The 19,288-nt window shown below is 67.1% G+C and carries 19 protein-coding genes; 11 read left to right on the top strand and 8 right to left on the bottom strand.

Translation table 11 applies throughout. From position 1 onward, the window contains the following. Nucleotides 1-112 precede the first annotated feature (112 nt). Entirely contained in the window at nucleotides 113-1,360 is a 1,248-nt protein-coding gene (locus CFB34_RS28565) for a lactonase family protein (protein ID WP_089440714.1), read from the bottom strand. A gap of 166 nt (nucleotides 1,361-1,526) precedes the next feature. Between CFB34_RS28565 and CFB34_RS28560 the strand changes: the two genes are divergently transcribed. Next, the gene (locus CFB34_RS28560; RefSeq protein ID WP_089440715.1) at nucleotides 1,527-3,356 is read left to right on the top strand and encodes a glycoside hydrolase family 15 protein; all 1,830 of its coding nucleotides are present in this window, start codon (nucleotides 1,527-1,529) and stop codon (nucleotides 3,354-3,356) included. A gap of 212 nt (nucleotides 3,357-3,568) precedes the next feature. After that, on the top strand, nucleotides 3,569-5,038 hold the full coding sequence (gene phaZ / locus CFB34_RS28555; protein ID WP_089440716.1) for a polyhydroxyalkanoate depolymerase: 1,470 nt from the start codon (nucleotides 3,569-3,571) through the stop codon (nucleotides 5,036-5,038). A gap of 88 nt (nucleotides 5,039-5,126) precedes the next feature. Here phaZ and CFB34_RS28550 read toward each other — a convergent pair whose 3' ends face one another. Next, nucleotides 5,127-5,759, bottom strand: a complete 633-nt coding sequence (locus CFB34_RS28550) for a TetR family transcriptional regulator (RefSeq protein ID WP_039370405.1) — start codon at nucleotides 5,757-5,759, stop codon at nucleotides 5,127-5,129. 156 nt (nucleotides 5,760-5,915) lie between these two features. Between CFB34_RS28550 and rsxB the strand changes: the two genes are divergently transcribed. Next, nucleotides 5,916-6,917 (top strand): electron transport complex subunit RsxB, encoded by a 1,002-nt coding sequence (rsxB, locus tag CFB34_RS28545; protein WP_089440717.1) that lies wholly within the window; start codon nucleotides 5,916-5,918, stop codon nucleotides 6,915-6,917. Continuing rightward, nucleotides 6,914-7,558: an endonuclease III gene (gene nth / locus CFB34_RS28540; RefSeq protein WP_089440718.1), complete on the top strand. Its 645-nt coding sequence runs from the start codon at nucleotides 6,914-6,916 to the stop codon at nucleotides 7,556-7,558. Before rsxB ends, nth begins: the two co-directional genes overlap by 4 nt. Nucleotides 7,559-7,713: 155 nt before the next feature. Here nth and CFB34_RS28535 read toward each other — a convergent pair whose 3' ends face one another. Next, nucleotides 7,714-8,643, bottom strand: coding sequence for a DMT family transporter (locus CFB34_RS28535; RefSeq protein WP_089440719.1), 930 nt, complete (start codon nucleotides 8,641-8,643; stop codon nucleotides 7,714-7,716). A 283-nt stretch (nucleotides 8,644-8,926) separates the two neighbouring features. Between CFB34_RS28535 and CFB34_RS28530 the strand changes: the two genes are divergently transcribed. Beyond that, nucleotides 8,927-9,361: a DUF1841 family protein gene (locus CFB34_RS28530; RefSeq protein ID WP_011352791.1), complete on the top strand. Its 435-nt coding sequence runs from the start codon at nucleotides 8,927-8,929 to the stop codon at nucleotides 9,359-9,361. 85 nt (nucleotides 9,362-9,446) lie between these two features. Here CFB34_RS28530 and CFB34_RS28525 read toward each other — a convergent pair whose 3' ends face one another. Further along, complete coding sequence (locus CFB34_RS28525) at nucleotides 9,447-9,806, bottom strand: cytochrome c (RefSeq protein ID WP_011352792.1); 360 nt, start codon at nucleotides 9,804-9,806, stop codon at nucleotides 9,447-9,449. A 40-nt stretch (nucleotides 9,807-9,846) separates the two neighbouring features. Continuing rightward, a complete protein-coding gene (locus tag CFB34_RS28520) occupies nucleotides 9,847-10,206 on the bottom strand; it encodes a c-type cytochrome (RefSeq protein ID WP_011352793.1) in 360 nt (119 codons plus the stop codon). Nucleotides 10,207-10,451: 245 nt separating this feature from the next. Between CFB34_RS28520 and CFB34_RS28515 the strand changes: the two genes are divergently transcribed. From CFB34_RS28515 to CFB34_RS28495, 5 genes are all read left to right on the top strand, one after another. Beyond that, entirely contained in the window at nucleotides 10,452-11,294 is an 843-nt protein-coding gene (locus CFB34_RS28515; RefSeq protein WP_089426034.1) for a MoxR family ATPase, read from the top strand. A gap of 27 nt (nucleotides 11,295-11,321) precedes the next feature. Further along, nucleotides 11,322-12,497, top strand: coding sequence for a VWA domain-containing protein (locus tag CFB34_RS28510; RefSeq protein ID WP_034190734.1), 1,176 nt, complete (start codon nucleotides 11,322-11,324; stop codon nucleotides 12,495-12,497). A 54-nt stretch (nucleotides 12,498-12,551) separates the two neighbouring features. After that, a complete protein-coding gene (locus tag CFB34_RS28505; RefSeq protein WP_089440720.1) occupies nucleotides 12,552-13,763 on the top strand; it encodes a benzoate/H(+) symporter BenE family transporter in 1,212 nt (403 codons plus the stop codon). Between the two features lie 168 nt (nucleotides 13,764-13,931). Then, on the top strand, nucleotides 13,932-14,885 hold the full coding sequence (tal, locus tag CFB34_RS28500) for a transaldolase (RefSeq protein WP_089440721.1): 954 nt from the start codon (nucleotides 13,932-13,934) through the stop codon (nucleotides 14,883-14,885). 260 nt (nucleotides 14,886-15,145) lie between these two features. After that, a complete protein-coding gene (locus CFB34_RS28495) occupies nucleotides 15,146-15,601 on the top strand; it encodes a VOC family protein (protein WP_089440722.1) in 456 nt (151 codons plus the stop codon). A 67-nt stretch (nucleotides 15,602-15,668) separates the two neighbouring features. Here CFB34_RS28495 and CFB34_RS28490 read toward each other — a convergent pair whose 3' ends face one another. The 3 genes from CFB34_RS28490 to CFB34_RS28480 all read right to left on the bottom strand — a co-directional run bounded on the left by CFB34_RS28490 (nucleotide 15,669) and on the right by CFB34_RS28480 (nucleotide 18,574). Continuing rightward, nucleotides 15,669-17,219: a sodium:solute symporter family protein gene (locus CFB34_RS28490; protein ID WP_089440723.1), complete on the bottom strand. Its 1,551-nt coding sequence runs from the start codon at nucleotides 17,217-17,219 to the stop codon at nucleotides 15,669-15,671. Next, a complete protein-coding gene (locus CFB34_RS28485) occupies nucleotides 17,216-17,458 on the bottom strand; it encodes a DUF3311 domain-containing protein (RefSeq protein ID WP_011352801.1) in 243 nt (80 codons plus the stop codon). Before CFB34_RS28485 ends, CFB34_RS28490 begins: the two co-directional genes overlap by 4 nt. A gap of 198 nt (nucleotides 17,459-17,656) precedes the next feature. Next, nucleotides 17,657-18,574 (bottom strand): spermidine synthase, encoded by a 918-nt coding sequence (locus CFB34_RS28480; RefSeq protein WP_089440724.1) that lies wholly within the window; start codon nucleotides 18,572-18,574, stop codon nucleotides 17,657-17,659. 138 nt (nucleotides 18,575-18,712) lie between these two features. Here CFB34_RS28480 and CFB34_RS28475 point away from each other — a divergent pair, with 138 nt between their 5' ends. Then, a complete protein-coding gene (locus tag CFB34_RS28475; protein WP_071334800.1) occupies nucleotides 18,713-18,967 on the top strand; it encodes a hypothetical protein in 255 nt (84 codons plus the stop codon). Nucleotides 18,968-19,288: the final 321 nt, after the last annotated feature.

Genomic DNA, 19,288 nt, shown 5'->3' with positions numbered 1-19,288 from the left:
CGGGCGGCCGCCGTCAACCGATACGGGCACGCCGGGAAACCGGCTGCCCCGAAAAACGAAGGGCGCTGCATCGGCAGCGCCCTTCTTGCATCGACCGGGAATCGGCCGCGATTTACTGCGCGACCGGCACCAGCTTGAAGTCGACCGGCTTGCCGACCGCCACCTTCTGCGGATTCGGGCCGAGCTGCCCCGTTTCGACATTGCGGCTGAACACGTAGAACGTATCGCTGTCCTGGTTGCCGACGATCAGCCACTTGCCGGTCGGATCGATCAGGAACTCGCGCGGCGTCTTGCCGAGGCTCGACTGGCGGCCGACCGGCTTCAACCGGCCGTCGGCCTGGTTCACCGCGTAGATCACCAGGTCGTTCGCGTCGCCGCGGTTGCTCACGTACAGGAAGCGGCCGTCCGGCGACAGGTGGATCGCACCGCCGCCGACCTTGCCCTTGAAGCCCGGCGCGGTCATCGACACGGTCTCGACCGGCGTCAGCTTGCCGTCGTGGTAGCCGAACACCTCGACCGACGCGTTGAGCTCGCTCGTCACGTACGCATACCGGCCGTCGGCGCCGAACACCATGTGACGCGGGCCCGAGCCCGCCTTCACCGGCGTGTAGCGCGTGTCCGTCGGGCTGATCAGCCCGCGGCTGCCGTCCACCGTATAGCGGTAGCCGTAGATCTTGTCCGCGCCGAGATCCTGCACGAACAGGTAACGGCCGTCCGGCGAAAACACCGTCGAATGCACGTGCGCGCCGTCCTGGCGGCCCTTCACGGGCCCCGTGCCTTCATGGTGCACGGTCAGCGCGGCCTGCCCGACCGCGCCGTCGTCGCGCAGCGGAAACACCGCGAAGCTGCCGCCCGGATCCTTCGCGACCGAGTAGTTGGCGGTCACGAGGTACTTGCCGTCGGGCGACAGCGCGAGATAGCAAGGATCGTTCCCTTCCGACGACACGCGATCGATGAAGCTCAACGCGCCCGTCTTCGCGTCGAAGCGGAACGCGCTGACGCCGCCGCGCGTCGTCGCCGGCCCGTCGTCGCCGGGCAATTCGTTGACCGCGTAGACGGTGCGACCGTCGCGGCTCGGCAACAGATACGACGGATTCACGGTCTTCGCCGACGACACGGGCGCAACGCTGCCGGTTTTCGTATCGAAGCGGTAAACATAGATGCCGTCGCTGCCGCCGCCCGTATAGGTGCCGACGAGCAGGTTGTAGACGCCGTCGGCCGGGGCGGGCGCTTGCTGCGCAAATGCGTGGGTCGCGGAAAGGGAAAGCACGATCGCGAAACCTTTCATCCAGTGAGCGAGCCTAAGCGGGAACCCTCGTGTCGAAGCGCGTGCGTCACGCTCGCGTAAACGGTTGGGCATTGAATCCTCCTTGCATCGAGTCGCTTCAAGTGTTGAGATAGGACGAAACGCCGGCCGTTCATGCGCTCCGCCGCCCGGCCGAGTATACGGGGCGCGGTGCCAGCGCGTGAAGCCTCGGCCGCCGTCGTCCGCATTGTGAACTCGAATACCCAAGGATCGCCTGCCCATGCCTGCCCTGATCGAAGACTACGCCCTCGTCGGCGACGGCCACACCGCCGCGCTGATCGCAAAAGACGGCTCCGTCGACTGGCTGTGCTGGCCCCGCTTCGATTCGGGCGCCTGCTTCGCGGCGCTTCTCGGCACCCCCGAGCACGGCCGCTGGCTGCTCGCGCCGGCCGCCGACGCCGCGATCACGCACACGACGCGCCGCTATCGCGGCGACACGCTGATTCTCGAAACCGACTACGAAAGCGCCGACGGCGCGGTCACCGTGGTCGACTTCATGCCGCCCGGCAACGGCTGGTCCGAACTGGTGCGGATCGTCGTCGGCCGCCACGGCACGATGAAGATGCGCATGGAGCTGGTGTTGCGCTTCGACTACGGCTTCTCGATCCCGTGGGTCACGCAGCTGACCCGCGAGGACGGCATGAAGGCGATCGCGGGCCCCGACACCGTCGTGCTGCGCACGCCGGTGCCGCTCACCGGCAAGAATCTCCACACGCTCGCGGAATTCACGGTGAGCGCCGACGAGCGCGTGCCGTTCTCGCTCAGCTACGCGGCATCCCACCTGCGGCTGCCGCCCGCCCGCGACCCGCTGTCGATGCTCGCGCGTACCGAGAACTACTGGCTCGAATGGTCGGGCCGCTGCCAGGTGCAGGGCCGCTACGCGGCCGCCGTGCGCCGCTCGCTGATCACGCTGAAGGCGCTCGCGTACGAGCCGACCGGCGGCATCGTCGCGGCGCCGACCACGTCGCTGCCCGAGAAGATCGGCGGCAACCGCAACTGGGACTACCGCTACTGCTGGCTGCGCGACGCGACGATCACGCTGCTCGCGCTGATGCGCGGCGGCTACTACGACGAGGCTCGCGCATGGCGCACGTGGCTCGGCCGCGTGATGGCCGGCTCGCCCGAGCAGATCCAGATCATGTACGGGATCGCCGGCGAACGCCGGTTGCCGGAAATGGAGCTCGACTGGCTGCCCGGCTACCAGGACTCGAAGCCGGTGCGCATCGGCAACGGCGCCGCGAACCAGCTCCAGCTCGACGTGTTCGGCGAGGTGATGGCCGCGCTGCACCTCGCGCGGGTGGGCGGCCTGCAGGCCGACGACACGGTCTGGTCCGTGCAGTGCGCGCTGCTCGACCATCTCGAGAAGATCTGGCAGGAGCCCGACGAAGGCATCTGGGAAACGCGCGGCGGGCGCCGCCATTTCACGTTCTCGAAGGTAATGGCGTGGGTCGCGTTCGACCGCGCGATCAAGTCGGCGGAGATGTTCCGGCTGCCCGGCTCGCTCGACCGCTGGCGCGCGCTGCGCGACCAGATCCATGCCGACGTGTGCGCCAACGCGTGGCATGAAAGCAAACAGGCGTTTGCACAGAGCTACGGCAGCGACGAGCTCGACGCCAGCGTGCTGCTGATGCCGCTGCTCGGCTTCCTGCCGCCGGAAGATCCGCGCATCGTCGGGACGGTCGAGGCGATCGAGCGGGAATTGCTGCACGACGGGCTCGTGATGCGCTACCGCACGACCGAATACGACGACGGCCTGCCGCCCGGCGAAGGCACGTTTCTCGCGTGCAGCTTCTGGCTGGTCGACAACTACGCGCTGCTGGGCCGGATCGACGACGCGCACCGCCTGTTCAGCCGGCTGCTCGCGCTGTCGAACGATCTCGGGCTGCTCGCCGAGGAGTACGACCCGGTGGCCGGGCGGCTCGTCGGCAACTTCCCGCAGGCGTTCTCGCACGTAGCGCTCGTGCATACCGCGATGAACCTGATGCACCACGAGGACGCAATGGCGCGCGCGGCCGGCCAGCCTGCGCCGGCCGTGGCGACGGGGCGCTGAACGGGGGCGCGAGCGGCTTGGTCAGATAACGTCAAATCGCAAAACTTTGATGAAAAATCGGGGAAATGTTGCATTGCACCACCCATCGTTGTCCGATATGATCGACGCGATTGTCCGGCTGCAATGCAACATGGCCGGTCGCTGACCCACACGGCACGCCGCGACGCCCCACGCCGCCCTTGCGCACCGTCCCCCACGCGGGAGTAGTCTGCATGCTTTACCAACTGCACGAATTCCAGCGCGCCATGCTGAGCCCGCTGACGGCCTGGGCCCAGGCCGCGTCCAAATCGTTCGCCAATCCGTCCAGCCCGTTCTCGCTGATGCCCGGCGCGCCGCGGATGGCCGCCGCGTACGAGCTGATGTACCGGCTCGGCAAGGATTACGAGAAGCCCGAATTCAACATTCATCAGATCGTCAAGGACGGCCACAACATCCCGATCGTCGAGCAGACGATCGTCGAGAAGCCGTTCTGCCGGCTGCTGCGCTTCAAGCGCTATTCGGACGACGCCGACGCCGTCACGCAACTGAAGGACGAACCGGTCGTGCTGGTCTGCGCACCGCTGTCGGGCCACCACTCGACGCTGCTGCGCGACACCGTGCGCACGCTGCTGCAGGATCACAAGGTCTACGTCACCGACTGGATCGACGCGCGGATGGTGCCGGTCGAGACCGGCCCGTTCCACCTGCACGACTACATCGCGTACATCCAGGAGTTCATCCGTCACATCGGCGCGCGCAACCTGCACGTGATCTCGGTGTGCCAGCCGACGGTACCGGTGCTCGCGGCGATCTCGCTGATGGCGAGCCGCGGCGAGGACACGCCGCTCACGATGACGATGATGGGCGGCCCGATCGATGCGCGCCGCAGCCCGACGTCGGTGAACTCGCTCGCCACGCAGCACTCCACCGCATGGTTCGAGAACAACGTGATCCACACGGTGCCGGCGAACTATCCGGGCGAAGGCCGCCAGGTGTATCCGGGCTTCCTGCAGCACACGGGCTTCGTCGCGATGAACCCGGAGCGGCATGCGCAATCGCATTGGGATTTCTACCAGAGCCTGCTGCGCGGCGACGAGGACGACGCCGAAGCGCACCGCCGCTTCTATGACGAATACAACGCGGTGCTCGACATGGCCGCCGAGTATTACCTCGAGACGATCCGCGTCGTGTTCCAGGAATTCCGCCTGGCCGAAGGCACGTGGGACGTCGAAGGCGAGCGCGTGCGTCCGCAGGACATCCGGCACACCGCGCTGATGACGATCGAGGGCGAACTCGACGACATCTCGGGCAGCGGCCAGACGCACGTCGCGCACGAGCTGTGCACGGGCATCCCGCAGGACCAGCGCCGCAGCCTGACCGCCGAGAAGTGCGGGCACTACGGGATTTTCTCGGGCCGCCGCTGGCGCACGATCATCTATCCACAACTGCGCGATTTCATCCGCGAGCATGCACCGGAGCCGAAGCACGGTGCGACGAAGGATGTGCCGAAAACGCCGGCCGCCAAGACGCTCTCCGCCGTGCCGGCCGGCGACGCACCGGCCGAAACGACGCGCGCCACGGCAGCGAAGCGCGCGAAGGCACCGGCGAAGGCCGCCGCCCCCGCCAAGGCCGCACCGGCCGCGAAACGCGCGGCCGCCGGCAGCCCGCGCGCAAAAGCCGTGCGCACGCGCAAGGCCGCCTGACGCACCGCGTTCCGACGAAAAAACGCCGCCGTTGCCTGCGCACGGCGGCGTTTTTACATCGTGCGGCCGCTTCAGCGCGGTCAGCGCATCAGCGCCGCAGCAGATACGCGAGCAGCACTTCGGTGTTCATCCGTACCATCTCGGCGCGCTCGTCGGCGTCGGTGAAGTCGCGGCCGAGCGTCGCGGCGAGCGTGAAGCGGTTCGACACGATGTAGTAGCCGAGCCCCGACAGCGTCACGTAGAAGCGCAGCGGATCGACGTCGGTGCGGAACAGCCCGGCTTTCTGGCCGCGCGTCAGCACGTTGCCGAGCTTCGCGACGATCGGCGACATCATCTCGCGGATCCGCGTCGACTTGTGCAGGTAGCGCGCTTCGTGCAGGTTCTCGTTGTTGATGAGCCTGAGCAGTTCCGGGTGGTCGCGGTAGTAGTCCCAAACGAAATGCGCGAGCCGCGTGACGGCTTCGACCGGCGCGACACCATCGAGATCGAGCTCGCGCTCGGCCTCGGTGAGCGCGGAGAACGCGTGTTCGAGCACCGCCGTGAACAGCTGTTCCTTGCTGCCGAAGTAGTAATAGAGCATGCGCTCGTTGGTTTCGGCCCGGCGCGCGATCTGATCGACGCGCGCGCCGAACAGCCCTCCACTCGCGAACTCTTCGGCTGCCGCCATCAGGATGCGGCGGCGCGTACCTTCAGGATCTCTTTTGATTTTTGGCTGATTCATGGTGGCGTTTTGCTATGTGAGCCGCTTGATCCGAACCGGCACCCCCACCGCCTTGGCGCCGGCCGCCCTGGAACGGGCGCGCCGCGGGCGGCCGCCCTCCTGCTGAGCCCCTGCAAAAAAGCGGTTCGATTATGCGCACAGACGGCGTCCAGCGCAATGCGGGAAATCGGCGATAATCGAGCTTTGGCAAACCTTTCCGGCCGCGCCCGACGCGGCCGAGAGCCATTCGGCGCCGCTGCGCCCGTTGTCACCGTGACCGATTCCAAAACACTCGCAGATCGCATCGAAGATCTGCTTCCCCAGACGCAATGCACGAAGTGCGGCTATAACGGCTGCCGCCCGTACGCCGAGGCGATCGCCGCCGGCGATGCGAACTACAACCAGTGCCCGCCCGGCGGCGCCGAAGGCATCGCGCGCCTGGCGAGCCTGCTCGGCAAACCGGTGATTCCGCTGAACCCCGTCAACGGCAGCGAGCATCCGCGCGCGGTCGCCTTCATCGACGAGAGCCTGTGCATCGGCTGCACGCTGTGCATGCAGGCGTGCCCGGTCGACGCGATCGTCGGCGCGCCGAAGCAGATGCACACGATCATCGCGTCGCAGTGCACCGGTTGCGACCTGTGCGTGCCGCCCTGCCCGGTCGACTGTATCGCGATGCTGCCGGTGACCGGCGAACGCACCGGCTGGGACGCGTGGTCCCAGGAGCAGGCCGATGCCGCACGCAAACACCACGACCTGCGGCTCGCGCGCCAGCGCCGCGAACGCGAGGCCGCCGAAGCGCGCGCGGCCGCACGCCGCGCGGCGAGTGCCGCGAAACCGGCTGCGGCACAAGCGGAAACGCCATCCGCCGCGCCGGCCGCCGCCCCCGCGGACGACGCCGAAGCGAAGAAGCGCGCGATCATCGCCGCCGCGCTCGAACGGGCGCGCAAGAAGAAGGAAGAGCTGTCCGGGCAAGGCGCCGTGCCGAAAAACACCGAAGGCGTGAGCGCGGCCGTCCAGGCGCAGATCGACGCGGCCGAGGCGCGCCGCAAGCGGCTCGCCGAACAGCAGGCCCGGCGCGACGCCGAAGCGGCCGCCGCAAGCGGCAACGACGAAAAGAACGACGCAGGCAACGACGGCCCGGATGGCCCGTCCGCCCCGCCCGACCCGAACGCTCCATGAACGCCAGCAAACGACGCGCGATCTACGAAACGCTGCAGAGCCTCAATCCGCATCCGACCACCGAGCTCGAATACTCGACGCCGTTCGAGTTGCTGATCGCCGTGATGCTGTCCGCGCAGGCGACCGACGTATCGGTCAACAAGGCGATGCGGAAGATGTTTCCCGTCGCGAATACCCCGCGACAAATCGTCGCACTCGGAGAAGAAGGCGTCACCGAATACATCAAGACGATCGGCCTGTACCGGACCAAGGCGAAGAACGTGGTCGCGACGTGCCGGATCCTGCTGGACCGCTACGAAGGCGAGGTGCCGGCCGATCGCGAAGCGCTCGAAGGGCTGCCGGGCGTCGGCCGCAAGACCGCGAACGTCGTGCTGAACACCGCGTTCGGCCAGCCGACGATCGCGGTCGACACGCATATCTTCCGCGTCGCGAACCGCACCGGTCTCGCGCCGGGCAAGGACGTGCGCGCCGTCGAGGCCGCGCTCGAGAAGTTCACGCCGAAGGAATTCCTGCAGGACGCGCATCACTGGCTGATCCTGCACGGGCGCTACGTGTGCAAGGCCCGCAAGCCCGAGTGCTGGCACTGCGCGATCGAACCACTGTGCGAATTCCGGCCGAAGACGCCGCCGCCGAACGAGTGATGCGCCACCGCGGCTGACAGGTCGCAGGCCGCCCGGCGGCCGGGCGCACGATGCGCGCCGCGTCGGCCGTTGACCGGCCGGCATACTGCAGCCGCAACCGCAACCACGATAGCGCGTCGCCACTCGCACCATCGCCCCCGCTTTCCCCGTCCAGGCTATGCGTTGGACGTCGCCGTCGCGTCGTCTGCCGCCGCGCCGCCCGCGCGCACCAGCGCCAGCACGGCAGCCAGAATCGCGACGCCGCCCGCCCACTGCAGCGGCGACAGCGCTTCGCCGAACAGCAGCGCCGCAAGCGCGACCGTGACGACCGGTTCGAGCGTCGACAGCATCGACGTGCGCGCGGCCCCGAGCCGTTCGAGCCCGGCAAAGAACGCGAGCATCGCCGCCACCGTCGACACGAGCGCGATCGCGAGCATCGACGCCCAGCCGCCGGCCGTCGCGGGCCAGCGCGGCGGCGCGCCGAACGCGGCCGTCCGCACGACGGCGATCGCCACGAGCGTCGCGGTTGCCGACAGGCAGATGATCGCGGTGGTCGCGAGCGGATCGACGCCGCGCGTCGCCTTCGTGCCGCCGACGATGTACAGCGAATAGATCACCGCGGCGGCCAGCGCGAGCGCGATCCCGAGCGGCTCGCCATGCCCGCCGCCGACCATCAGCGCCGAACCCGCGACGCACAGCACGAGCGCGACGGCCTTCGCGCGCGTGAGGCGCTCGCCGAGCCACCACGCTGCCAGCAGCGTGACGAACGCCGGATACAGGTACAGCAGCAGCGCGACGAGGCTCGCCTGCGCGTGCTGCAGCGCACTGAAATAGCAGAACGACTGCCCGACGTAGCCGAGCGCGCCCATCGCCACGAGCGGCGCGAGCGCACGCCCGCGCGGCCACGCGACACGGCGATGCCGGGCGATCGCGGCGAGCACCGCGCCGCCGATCGCAAAGCGCACAATCAGCAGCCCGAGCACGTCGACACCGGCCGCATACGCGTAGCGGCCGAAGATCGCCATCGCGCCGAATGCGGCGGCGGACAGCGCAACATAGAGCGTGCCCTGCAGGGCGGCGGACGACGGGCGGGCGGTGGCGGTCATGACGAAACGGGCGCGAGCGGCGTGGCGACGGAAATCGTCGGAGTGTAACGGCGCGGCGGCGGCGAGCCTAGCCCGCGCTTACCCGTTCCCCGGCGCCGGTGGCGGGCGCCGACGACCGGCCCGCGCCGCGCGCCGGCGCGACCCATGGGCGACCGCCACTGACACCACTGCCGCCATTGCCACTGCAAACCCCGCTCCGCGCCCGCCGCCAGCGCCGTGCGCCGACCCGGCGTACAATGCGCGACGCGGCATCACGCCGTCCGAATCACGACGTTTCCCCACCATGTTCAATCCAAGCCGCGACGAAGTGCGTCGCTTTTTCACCGAGACCTGGCGCAAGCAGCGCGCCGGCGAGATCCTGACGCCGCTGGAAGCAATGGCAGCCGACTGGATCGTCGAGCATCCCGAATACCACGACGAACTCGCCGACGCCGACGGCGCGACCGCACGCGAGTACACGCCGGAGGAAGGCCGCACGAACCCGTTCCTGCACCTGTCGATGCATCTCGCGATCAGCGAGCAGCTGTCGATCGACCAGCCGCCCGGCATCCGCGCCGCGCACGACAAGCTCGCGGCCAAGCTCGACTCGACCCACGACGCGCAGCACGTGATCATGGAATGCCTCGGCGAGACGATCTGGGAAGCCCAGCGCACGAGCACGCCGCCCGATACCGACGCGTACCTGCAGCGCATCCTGCGTCGCGCGTCGCGCGACTGAGCGCCGCGGCGCCGGCGCGCGGACAAAAAAATACCCCGCCATGGCGGGGTATTTTTGCTGCGCGAGCCCGTCGGGCCCGTCGCGCTTACTTCTTGAACACGAGATCGGTTTCTTTCAGCGACTCGATGTAGGCCGCGATGTCCTTCATGTCGCTGACCGACAGGCTCTGCACCTGCGCCTGCATGATCGCGTTGTTGCGACCGAGCAGCGGATTCGTCAGGCCCATCTGGTACTGGCGCATCGCCCACACGAGGTAGTCGGCGTGCTGCCCCGCGAGGCGCGGATATTCGGCGTTGATCGGCTTGTTCATCTGCGCGCCGTGGCAGGCGGCGCAGTTGTGCGATTCGACCAGTTCCTTGCCCTTCGTGGTGTCCGCTGCGTGCGCGGTACCGATCGCGAGGCCGGCCGCCAGTGCAACCGCCGCCGTCTTGAATGCGTTGTTCATGAATGCTCCTGTCCCGCCGGTCAGATCGGCGGCGCGCGCTTTACTTGTAGGGATTGTCCTTCGTGTCGGCCTTCTGGACGGCGTAGTACGCCGCCAGATCCGCGATGTCCTGGTCCGTCAGCGAACCGGCGATCGCATTCATCGACGGGAAGTGACGATCCTTCTTGCGATAGGCCTTCAGCGCGTTCTCGAGGTATTGCTGGTTCTGGCCGCCGAGGACAGGCACCCGGTAGACCTCCGGGTACGCCGCGCGGTAGTCCTGGATGCCGTGGCAACCGATGCACATGGCGGCCTTGCTCGCCCCGTCCTTCGGGTTGCCGACCACACCGGCCGCCTGCGCGCTGCCCGCGAGCGCCACGAGCGCTGCGACAACGACGTGTTTGCCGACGAATTTGTTCATAGCTCTTGTAACCTAGCTTGAGGGGAAACTGGCGCCGAAGCGGCAACGGCCCGCGCCGTTATGCTTATCAGGTCGCCACGCAGGCCAAAAAAAACGGCCAGATTGTACCGCGTCGGCGGGGAACGCGTCCACAAGGCACCCCGGTTCGCCCCGCCACAGCCCCGCAACGATACGCGGGCGTGGCCCAACCGGACAGCCCTTCTGACTTATACTGGGTTTTTTCCCCGATTGAGAAGAGCGCCGCCATGCGTTTCGAAGGGTCCTCGCACTACGTCGCCACCGACGATCTGAAGCTCGCGGTCAATGCCGCGCTGACGCTGCAACGCCCGCTGCTGATCAAGGGCGAGCCCGGCACCGGCAAGACCATGCTCGCCGAGGAAGTGGCCGCCGCGCTCGACATGCCGCTGCTGCAGTGGCACATCAAGTCGACCACGAAGGCGCAGCAGGGCCTGTACGAATACGACGCCGTCTCGCGGCTGCGCGATTCGCAGCTCGGCGACGCGCGCGTGAAGGACATCTCGAACTACATCGTCAAGGGCGTGCTGTGGCAGGCGTTCGATGCCGAGCACCCGAGCGTGCTGCTGATCGACGAGATCGACAAGGCCGACATCGAATTCCCGAACGACCTGCTGCGCGAGCTCGACCGGATGGAGTTCCACGTGTACGAAACACGGGAAACGGTCCGCGCGAAGCACCGCCCGCTCGTCATCATCACGTCGAACAACGAGAAGGAGCTGCCCGACGCGTTCCTGCGCCGCTGCTTCTTCCACTACATCCAGTTTCCCGACCCGGCGACGATGCAGAAGATCGTCGCGGTCCATTTCCCGGACATCCGCGAGGAGCTGCTGCGCGCGGCGCTCGAGAGTTTCTTCGAATTGCGCGGCGTGTCGGGCCTGAAGAAGAAGCCGTCGACGTCCGAGTTGCTCGACTGGCTGAAGCTGCTGCTCGCCGAGAACATCCCGGCCGACCAGTTGCGCGGCGTGGATGCGAAGCAGATCGTGCCGCCGCTCGCGGGCGCGCTGCTGAAGAACGAGCAGGACCTGAGCCTGCTCGAACGGCTCGTCTACATGAACCGGCACAACCGGTAATCCTCTCTCACCCGCGAAGGCCCGGCCATGCTGCTCAATTTCTTCTACGCGCTGCGCGCAGCCAAGCTGCCCGTCTCGGTGAAGGAATACCTGACGCTGCTCGAATCGCTGAAGGCCGGGCTGATCTCGCCGTCGATCGACGCGTTCTACTTCCTCGCGCGGATGACGCTCGTCAAGGACGAGCAGTACTTCGACAAGTTCGACCAGGCGTTCGGCGCGTATTTCCACGGCGTGTCCGCGCTGCCGTCCGAAGCGTTCGACATTCCGCTCGACTGGCTCGAGAAGCGCCTCGAGCGCGAGCTGTCGCCTGAAGAGAAGGCGCAGATCGAGGCGATGGGCGGGCTCGACAAGCTGATGGAGCGCCTGAAGGCACTGCTCGACGAGCAGAAGGAGCGCCACGAAGGCGGCAACAAGTGGATCGGCACCGGCGGCACGTCGCCGTTCGGGCACGGCGGCTACAACCCGGAAGGCGTGCGCATCGGCGGCCCGTCGAACGGCAACCGCACCGCGGTGAAGGTGTGGGAAGCACGCGCGTATCGCGACTACGACGATTCCGTCGAGATCGGCACGCGCAACATCAAGGTCGCGCTGCGGCGGCTGCGCCGCTTCGCGCGCGAAGGCGCCGCCGAGGAGCTCGACCTGCCCGGCACGATCCGCAGCACCGCCGCGAACGCGGGCTGGCTCGACCTGCGGATGGTGCCCGAGCGCCACAACAACGTGAAGGTGCTGATGCTGCTCGACGTCGGCGGCTCGATGGACGATCACATCAAGCGCACCGAGGAGCTGTTCTCCGCCGCGAAGGCCGAATTCAAGCACCTGGAATTCTTCTACTTCCACAACTGCGTGTACGACCACCTGTGGAAGAACAATCGCCGCCGCCACTCGGAACGCACCGCGACGTGGGACGTGCTGCACAAGTTCACGCCCGACTACAAGCTGATCTTCGTCGGCGATGCAACGATGAGCCCGTACGAAGTGCTGCAGCCCGGCGGCTCGGTCGAGTACAACAACCCGGAAGCCGGCGCCGTATGGCTGCGCCGCCTCGCCGACCAGTTCCCCCATCATGCATGGCTGAATCCCGAGCCCGAGCGGCTATGGGAATACCGGCAGTCGGTCGCGGTGATCCGCGACCTGCTCGGCCATCGCATGTATCCGCTCACGCTCGCGGGCCTCGAAACCGCGATGCGCGCACTCAGCAAGTAACGCCCCCACCCAGACACGAAGGCCGCGTCCGAGCGGCCTCCCCCCGGAGATAGCATGAACCCCTCGCCCACCGCGAGCGCCAGCCGCGCCGGCGGCCGCCGCTTTTTCGCCGATACCTCCGTCTCGGCCCTCGTCGCCGGCTTCGTCGCGATGATGACGGGCTATACGAGTTCGCTCGTGCTGATGTTCCAGGCCGGCCGCGCCGCCCACCTCACCGATGCGCAGATCTCGTCGTGGATCTGGGCGCTGTCGATCGGCATGGCGCTGACGACCATCGGCCTGTCGCTGCGCTTTCGCGCGCCCGTCGTCGTCGCGTGGTCGACGCCCGGCGCCGCGCTGCTGATCGCCTCGCTGCCCGGCGTGCCCTACCCCGAGGCAATCGGCGCATTCGTCGTCTGCGCGGTGCTGCTGACGGCCGTCGGCGTGAGCGGGCTGTTCGACACGCTGATGCGCAAGATTCCGGCCGGCATCGCAGCCGCGCTGCTCGCGGGCATCCTGTTCGAGATCGGCATCGAGATCTTCCGCGCCGCGCAGTTCCAGACGGCGCTCGTGCTCGCGATGTTCTTCACCTACCTGATCATCAAGCGGCTCGCGCCGCGCTACGCGATCGTGACGACGCTGATCGTCGGCACGGCAGTCGCCGGCGGTCTCGGCCTGCTCGACTTCAGCGGCTTTCACATCGCGTTCGCGAAGCCCGTGTTCACGATGCCCGCGTTCTCGATCGCGTCGATCGTCAGCATCGGCATTCCGCTGTTCGTCGTCGCGATGGCGTCGCAGAACGTGCCGGGCATCGCGGTGCTGCGCGCGGACGGCTATCGGACCCCGTCGTCGCCGCTGATCGCGACCACCGGCCTCGCGTCGCTGCTGCTCGCGCCGTTCGGCTCGCACGGCGTCAACCTCGCGGCGATCACGGCCGCGATCTGCACCGGCCCGGAAGCGCACGAGGATCACGCGAAACGCTACACGGCCGCCGTGTGGTGCGGCACGTTCTACCTGGTCGCAGGGATCTTCGGCGCGACGATCGCCGCGCTGTTCGCAGCGCTGCCGAAGGCGCTCGTCGTGTCGGTCGCCGCGCTCGCGCTGTTCGGCTCGATCATGAGCGGCCTCGCGAACGCGATGCAGGACGTGAAGCAGCGCGAAGCCGCGCTCGTCACGTTCATGGTGACCGCGTCGGGCCTCACGCTGCTGTCGATCGGCTCGGCATTCTGGGGGCTCGTCGCGGGGATCGTCACGCAGGTGATCCTGAACGCGCGCCGCCCCGCGTGACGCGGCACCGCGCCCGCCGCTGCGGCCTTCGGACACGCCAGAACGTGCCCGACACGAATCGGGCCTAGAATAGCGGATCGGAGGCGGTGCCCGGCGCCGCCTCGCTTCGCCGCCGCGTTCGCGCGGCCCGTGAGAACCCGGCGCCTTGCGCCCTTCTTCCGAATCGCCATGACTACCGCACTCGACCAGCTGAAGCAGTACACGACCGTCGTCGCCGACACGGGCGATTTCCAGCAGCTTGCGCAATACCAGCCGCAGGACGCGACCACGAACCCGTCGCTGATCCTGAAGGCCGTCCAGAAGGATGCGTACAAGCCGATCCTCGAGAAAACCGTCCGCGATCATCGCAACGAAAGCACCGATTTCATCATCGACCGCCTGCTGATCGCATTCGGCACCGAGATCCTGAAGCTGATCCCGGGCCGCGTGTCGACCGAGGTCGACGCACGCCTGTCGTTCGATACGCAGCGCTCGATCGACAAGGGCCGCGAACTCATCAAGCTGTACGAAGCAGCCGGCATCGGTCGCGAGCGCATCCTGATCAAGCTCGCGTCGACGTGGGAAGGCATCCGCGCGGCCGAAGTGCTGCAGAAGGAAGGGATCAAGTGCAACATGACCCTGCTTTTCTCGCTCGTGCAGGCCGCTGCATGCGCGGAAGCCGGCGCGCAACTGATCTCGCCGTTCGTCGGCCGCATCTACGACTGGTACAAGAAGCAGGCCGGCGCCGAGTGGAATGAAGAGAAGGACGGTGGTGCGAACGATCCGGGCGTGCAGTCGGTGCGCCGCATCTACACGTACTACAAGACGTTCGGCTACACGACCGAAGTGATGGGCGCGAGCTTCCGCACGACCAGCCAGATCACCGAGCTCGCCGGCTGCGACCTGCTGACGATCAGTCCCGATTTGCTGCAGAAGCTGCAGGACAGCAACGAAACGGTCACGCGCAAGCTGTCGCCGGAAGCGCTGCAGGACAAGCCCGCCGCGCGTGTCGCGATCGACGAGGCCGCGTTCCGCTTCCAGCTGAACGACGACGCGATGGCAACCGAGAAGCTCGCCGAAGGCATCCGCGTATTCGCCGCCGATGCGGTGAAGCTCGAGAAGCTGGTCGACTCGCTGCGCTGAGCTGCTGAGCCGCTGAGCCACGACAAGCGTCAGCGGCTGTCAGCAGCACTGGCAACAGCCGTCAGCACGCCCGCCGCACACGGCCGCGAACGTCATGTTCGCGGCCGTTTTTAATTTTCATTCCATCGTCAAGCACGCGCACTACAATCCACGTCACGGGTGCACCGGCCGCTTCCCGAGGCGCCCTTTCCCAGTCAGTCTTGCTCGACGCCGAACCCGCGCGGATGCGCAGGCCGGCCCCCTCAATACAGGAGACAACGATGCAAGTCCAACCGTACCTGACGTTCTACGGTCGCGCCGACGAAGCCCTTCAGTTCTACGAAAAGGCACTCGGGGCGAAGACGATGTTCAAGATGCACTTCAAGGACGCGCCGCCGAATCCCGACTACCCGATGACGCCGGAGATGGCCGACAAGGTGATGCACGCGAGCTTCACGATCGGCGAGTCGATGATCATGTGCTCGGACGGCGACTGCAGCCAGCCCGGCGGCGGCATGCACGCCGGCTATTCGCTGTCGCTGAACCCGGCGACGGTCGAGGAAGGCCAGAAGCTGTTCAATGCGCTCGCCGACGGCGGCGAAGTGACGATGCCGTTCGGCAAGACCTTCTGGGCGCTCGGCTTCGGGATGGCGAAGGATCGTTTCGGCGTGCACTGGATGGTCAACGTCGAGGATCTCTCGCAGCGCGAGAACCTCGCGGAGCGCGCGCAGGGATAACACGAAAAACAAAGCCCGCCACCTTGCCGGTGGCGGGCTTTTTCATTGCGTGGCCGGGCAGGCGGCGTCAGCCTTCCACCACGTCGAGATAGTCCTCCGGCCGCGTGCGATCCTCCGCATGCGCCATGCCCATCACGCGCACCAGCACGCTCACCGCCACCGCCACCACCAGGTTCACGATCAGCGACCACACGGCCGCATAGCCGGGAATCGCGAGGCCGAACAGGTGGATCGTGAAGATCGATCCGGCCAGCTTCAGCGAGATCGCCATCCACGTGCCGCACACGATGCCGGCCGCCCAGCCGGCCAGCAGGCCGCGATGGTCGAGCACGCGCGTGTACAGGCCGAGCACGATCGCCGGCAGCGTCTGGATGATCCAGATCCCGCCGAGCAGCTGCAGCTGGATCGCGTAGGTCAGCGGCAGCCCGAGGATGAACGCGACGGCGCCGACCTTCACGATCAGCGACACCAGCTTCGCGACGTGCGTTTCCTGCTCGTGCGACATGTTGCGGTTCACGAACTCGCGGTGAATGTTGCGCGTGTACAGGTTCGCGGCCGCGATCGACATGATGGCCGCCGGCACCAGCGCGCCGATGCCGATCGCCGCGAACGCGACGCCGACGAACCACGACGGGAAATACTGGAGGAACAGCGCGGGCACCGCGAAGTTCGGGCCGAACGCCTTGAAGTACGGCGCGTACTGCGGCATGTCCTTCACGCCCGATGCAAGCGCCATGTAGCCGAGCAGCGCGAGCAGGCCGAGCACGAACGAATACGCCGGCAGCATCGCCATGTTGCGGCGGATCGAGTTGCCGGACGACGACGACAGGATCGCCGTCACCGAGTGCGGATACAGGAACAGCGCGAGCGCCGAGCCGATCGCGAGCGTCGCGTACGCGCTGTAGCCGTTCAGGCTCATCGCGTCGGGCGCCTTCAGCAGCAGCTTCGCGGGCGGCACGCTCGCGAAGATGTGCCCGAAGCCGCCGAGCTTCGCCGGGATCACGATGACCGCCGCGGCGATCGTGATGTAGATCAGGATGTCCTTGACGATCGCGATCATTGCGGGCGCGCGCAGGCCCGACGTGTACGTGTACGCGGCGAGGATCGCGAACGCGATGATCAGCGGCAGGTCGCCGACGAAGCCGGTCGTGTCGAAGCCGAGCGCGCCGATCACCACCTCGATGCCGACGAGCTGCAGCGCGATGTACGGCATCGTCGCGACAATGCCCGTCACCGCGATCGCGAGCGCGAGCATCCGGCTGCCGTAGCGTGCGTTGACGAAGTCGGCGGCCGTCACGTAGCCGTGCCGCTTCGCGATGCTCCACAGCTTCGGAAACACCACGAACGCGAACGGATAGATCAGGATCGTGTACGGCAGCGCGAAGAAGCCCATCGCGCCGGCGCCGAACACGAGTGCGGGCACCGCGACGAACGTGTAGGCCGTGTAGAGGTCGCCGCCGAGCAGGAACCACGTGACGATCGTGCCGAAGCGGCGGCCGCCGAGGCCCCATTCGTCGAGATGGGCGAGATCGCCGCGCCGCCAGTTCGCGGCCAGGAAACCGATGATCGTGACGCCGATGAACAGCAGCACGAAGACGAAGGTTGCGCCGAGATTCATCGCGCACCTCCCTGCGGGCCGCTCGCCTTCCACGCGTTCTTGGTCTTGAAGTACACGAACGCGGTGATCACCGCGCTAATGAAGACCCAAAGCAGCTGGTACCAGTAGAAAAACGGAAAACCCAACCATTGCGGTTCGATCTTGCTGTACGACGGTACCCAGACCATCGCAATCAGCGGCAGTACCAGCAGCCAGAGCCAGCGCTTGGCGGCCCGGTTGGCGTCGGCATCGTGAGCCATGACGTCTCCTCATCTTTCCCGGTTATCGATCTTGTTGAGCGGGTACGGCGCCGAGAGGAGCGCAAAACGGGTAGGCTGCGGCTCCCCTGGCTTCGCGCCAGTATAGGAGCCGCTCGCACGCGGTCAAGCAGGGGCGAACCCGAGGTGATCCGCCCCTTGTCGCGTGGTTGCACCGGCATGCCGCCGGTGCATGAAGCGTCAGATCGCGAACGCGCTGTCGCGTGCGCCGGTCGTTTCTTTCAAGGCTTTCACCCACTTGCGCGCGGGCAGCTTCAGCGTGTCCTCGATCAGCTTCGCGCGTTCGTCGAGCTGCGCGAACGACACGTCGAGCGCGGGGCCCGAGAACGCGATCGCGATCCGGTTGCCGTCATGCACTTCCGGCAGCGCGATCACGCGGTGGTCGAACGCCGCGTTCAGGTGCTTCATGTTGCGCACGAAGCTCGGATGATCGCCGAACAGGTTGATCGTCGCGATGCCCGCGTCGGCGAGGCAGCCGCGCACCGCGCGGTAGAACGCGACGCTGTCGAGCACGGGGCCGCGCGCGGTCGCGTCGTACAGGTCGATCTGGATCGCGCCCGTCGTGCCGCGGTTGGCCGGGTCGTTGACGAAATCCCACGCGTCGGCTTCATGCACGGCGAGGCGTGCATCGTCGGGCGGCAGCGCGAACATCGTGCGCGCGGCGACGATCACGGCCGGGTTCAGCTCGACGGCCTCGACCTTCGCGTGCGGCAGGAAGCGGTGCGAGAACTTGGTCAGCGCGCCGGTGCCCAGCCCGAGCTGGACGATCCGCTCGGGCGTTTCGAGGAACAGTAGCCACGCCATCATCTGCTGTGCGTATTCGAGCTCGATATGCAGCGGCTTCGAGATCCGCATCGCGCCCTGCACCCATTCGGTACCGAAGTGCAGGAAGCGCACGCCGCCCTCTTCCGAGAACGTGACGGGCGCGAAGCGCGGCTTGCGCGGGGCTTCGAGTACCGGTACGTCGTCGTGTTCGTCGATCTCCGGGCGGCGCTTCACGCGCGGCGGCTGGAGTTTGTCGGAGCCGTTGTACGCGGACGGCTTGCTGCGCTTGGACGCGCGCGCCTCGGCGGATGCGCGCTTGATCAGTCGGGTCATGTGTGAATCTCGCTGGGTGAAGCTGGTTTTAGCGGACGAGAGGATAGCATTGGTAGGAGAACGGAGACCCACGCGCGGCCTCGCGTGACGTTGGATCGCGTCGGCGCTACGCTGCATTCGCGGATCACTGGAGAACACATGACGTCGAACGAAAGGAAGATCTGGTTTCCGGCCAAACGCTACGGCTGGGGATGGGGCCTGCCGGTGGCCTGGCAAGGGTGGGTCGTGCTGCTGCTGTTCGCGATCGGGATCGTCGCGAGCGCATGGCTCGTGCCACCACGCGAGTCGCCGTTCGCGTACGGCGCCTGCATCGTCGTGCTGGTCACGCTGCTCACCGCGGTGTGCTGGGTAAAGGGCGAGAAGCCGCGGTGGCGATGGGGCAGGGACGATTGAGCTTCGCTCGCCCCGCTGCTGCAACGGCGGGCCGGGAAGAAACACCTGTCCGCCTTCCATCATCGATACGCCGTGACAGCGCTCTGTCGAACGGCTGAATTGTCTCGGGTCCCGCGCAACGCAAGAATGTGACGAATCGGCCCTGCTCGGCAGGTCACATGCGCATTCGCCTTCGCCACGCCCGCATCCGGTACTGAACCGGCGTCACCCGTCGGTGCTGCTCGATCTGCCGACTGCTGCCCCGACCACCCCGCCCTGCACGCTCGCGATGCCGCATTTGAGCGGCCGCACGGCGTTCGTGCGCACCGCTTGAAAATATAC

The sequence above is a fragment of the Burkholderia sp. HI4860 genome (assembly GCF_002223045.2).
Classification (GTDB): Bacteria; Pseudomonadota; Gammaproteobacteria; order Burkholderiales; family Burkholderiaceae; genus Burkholderia.
Note: the sequence above shows the minus strand (reverse complement) of the source record. Positions and strands in the feature narration are given on the sequence as shown.

Excerpts from the sequence above, each read along its gene's own strand:
- CFB34_RS28565 (WP_089440714.1), bottom strand. The coding sequence starts at position 1,360 with ATGCCCAACCGTTTACGCGAGCGTGACGCACGCGCTTCGACACGAGGG.
- CFB34_RS28560 (WP_089440715.1), top strand. The coding sequence starts at position 1,527 with ATGCCTGCCCTGATCGAAGACTACGCCCTCGTCGGCGACGGCCACACC.
- phaZ (WP_089440716.1), top strand. The coding sequence starts at position 3,569 with ATGCTTTACCAACTGCACGAATTCCAGCGCGCCATGCTGAGCCCGCTG.
- CFB34_RS28550 (WP_039370405.1), bottom strand. The coding sequence starts at position 5,759 with ATGAATCAGCCAAAAATCAAAAGAGATCCTGAAGGTACGCGCCGCCGC.
- rsxB (WP_089440717.1), top strand. The coding sequence starts at position 5,916 with ATGCGGGAAATCGGCGATAATCGAGCTTTGGCAAACCTTTCCGGCCGC.
- nth (WP_089440718.1), top strand. The coding sequence starts at position 6,914 with ATGAACGCCAGCAAACGACGCGCGATCTACGAAACGCTGCAGAGCCTC.
- CFB34_RS28535 (WP_089440719.1), bottom strand. The coding sequence starts at position 8,643 with ATGACCGCCACCGCCCGCCCGTCGTCCGCCGCCCTGCAGGGCACGCTC.
- CFB34_RS28530 (WP_011352791.1), top strand. The coding sequence starts at position 8,927 with ATGTTCAATCCAAGCCGCGACGAAGTGCGTCGCTTTTTCACCGAGACC.
- CFB34_RS28525 (WP_011352792.1), bottom strand. The coding sequence starts at position 9,806 with ATGAACAACGCATTCAAGACGGCGGCGGTTGCACTGGCGGCCGGCCTC.
- CFB34_RS28520 (WP_011352793.1), bottom strand. The coding sequence starts at position 10,206 with ATGAACAAATTCGTCGGCAAACACGTCGTTGTCGCAGCGCTCGTGGCG.
- CFB34_RS28515 (WP_089426034.1), top strand. The coding sequence starts at position 10,452 with ATGCGTTTCGAAGGGTCCTCGCACTACGTCGCCACCGACGATCTGAAG.
- CFB34_RS28510 (WP_034190734.1), top strand. The coding sequence starts at position 11,322 with ATGCTGCTCAATTTCTTCTACGCGCTGCGCGCAGCCAAGCTGCCCGTC.
- CFB34_RS28505 (WP_089440720.1), top strand. The coding sequence starts at position 12,552 with ATGAACCCCTCGCCCACCGCGAGCGCCAGCCGCGCCGGCGGCCGCCGC.
- tal (WP_089440721.1), top strand. The coding sequence starts at position 13,932 with ATGACTACCGCACTCGACCAGCTGAAGCAGTACACGACCGTCGTCGCC.
- CFB34_RS28495 (WP_089440722.1), top strand. The coding sequence starts at position 15,146 with ATGCAAGTCCAACCGTACCTGACGTTCTACGGTCGCGCCGACGAAGCC.
- CFB34_RS28490 (WP_089440723.1), bottom strand. The coding sequence starts at position 17,219 with ATGAATCTCGGCGCAACCTTCGTCTTCGTGCTGCTGTTCATCGGCGTC.
- CFB34_RS28485 (WP_011352801.1), bottom strand. The coding sequence starts at position 17,458 with ATGGCTCACGATGCCGACGCCAACCGGGCCGCCAAGCGCTGGCTCTGG.
- CFB34_RS28480 (WP_089440724.1), bottom strand. The coding sequence starts at position 18,574 with ATGACCCGACTGATCAAGCGCGCATCCGCCGAGGCGCGCGCGTCCAAG.
- CFB34_RS28475 (WP_071334800.1), top strand. The coding sequence starts at position 18,713 with ATGACGTCGAACGAAAGGAAGATCTGGTTTCCGGCCAAACGCTACGGC.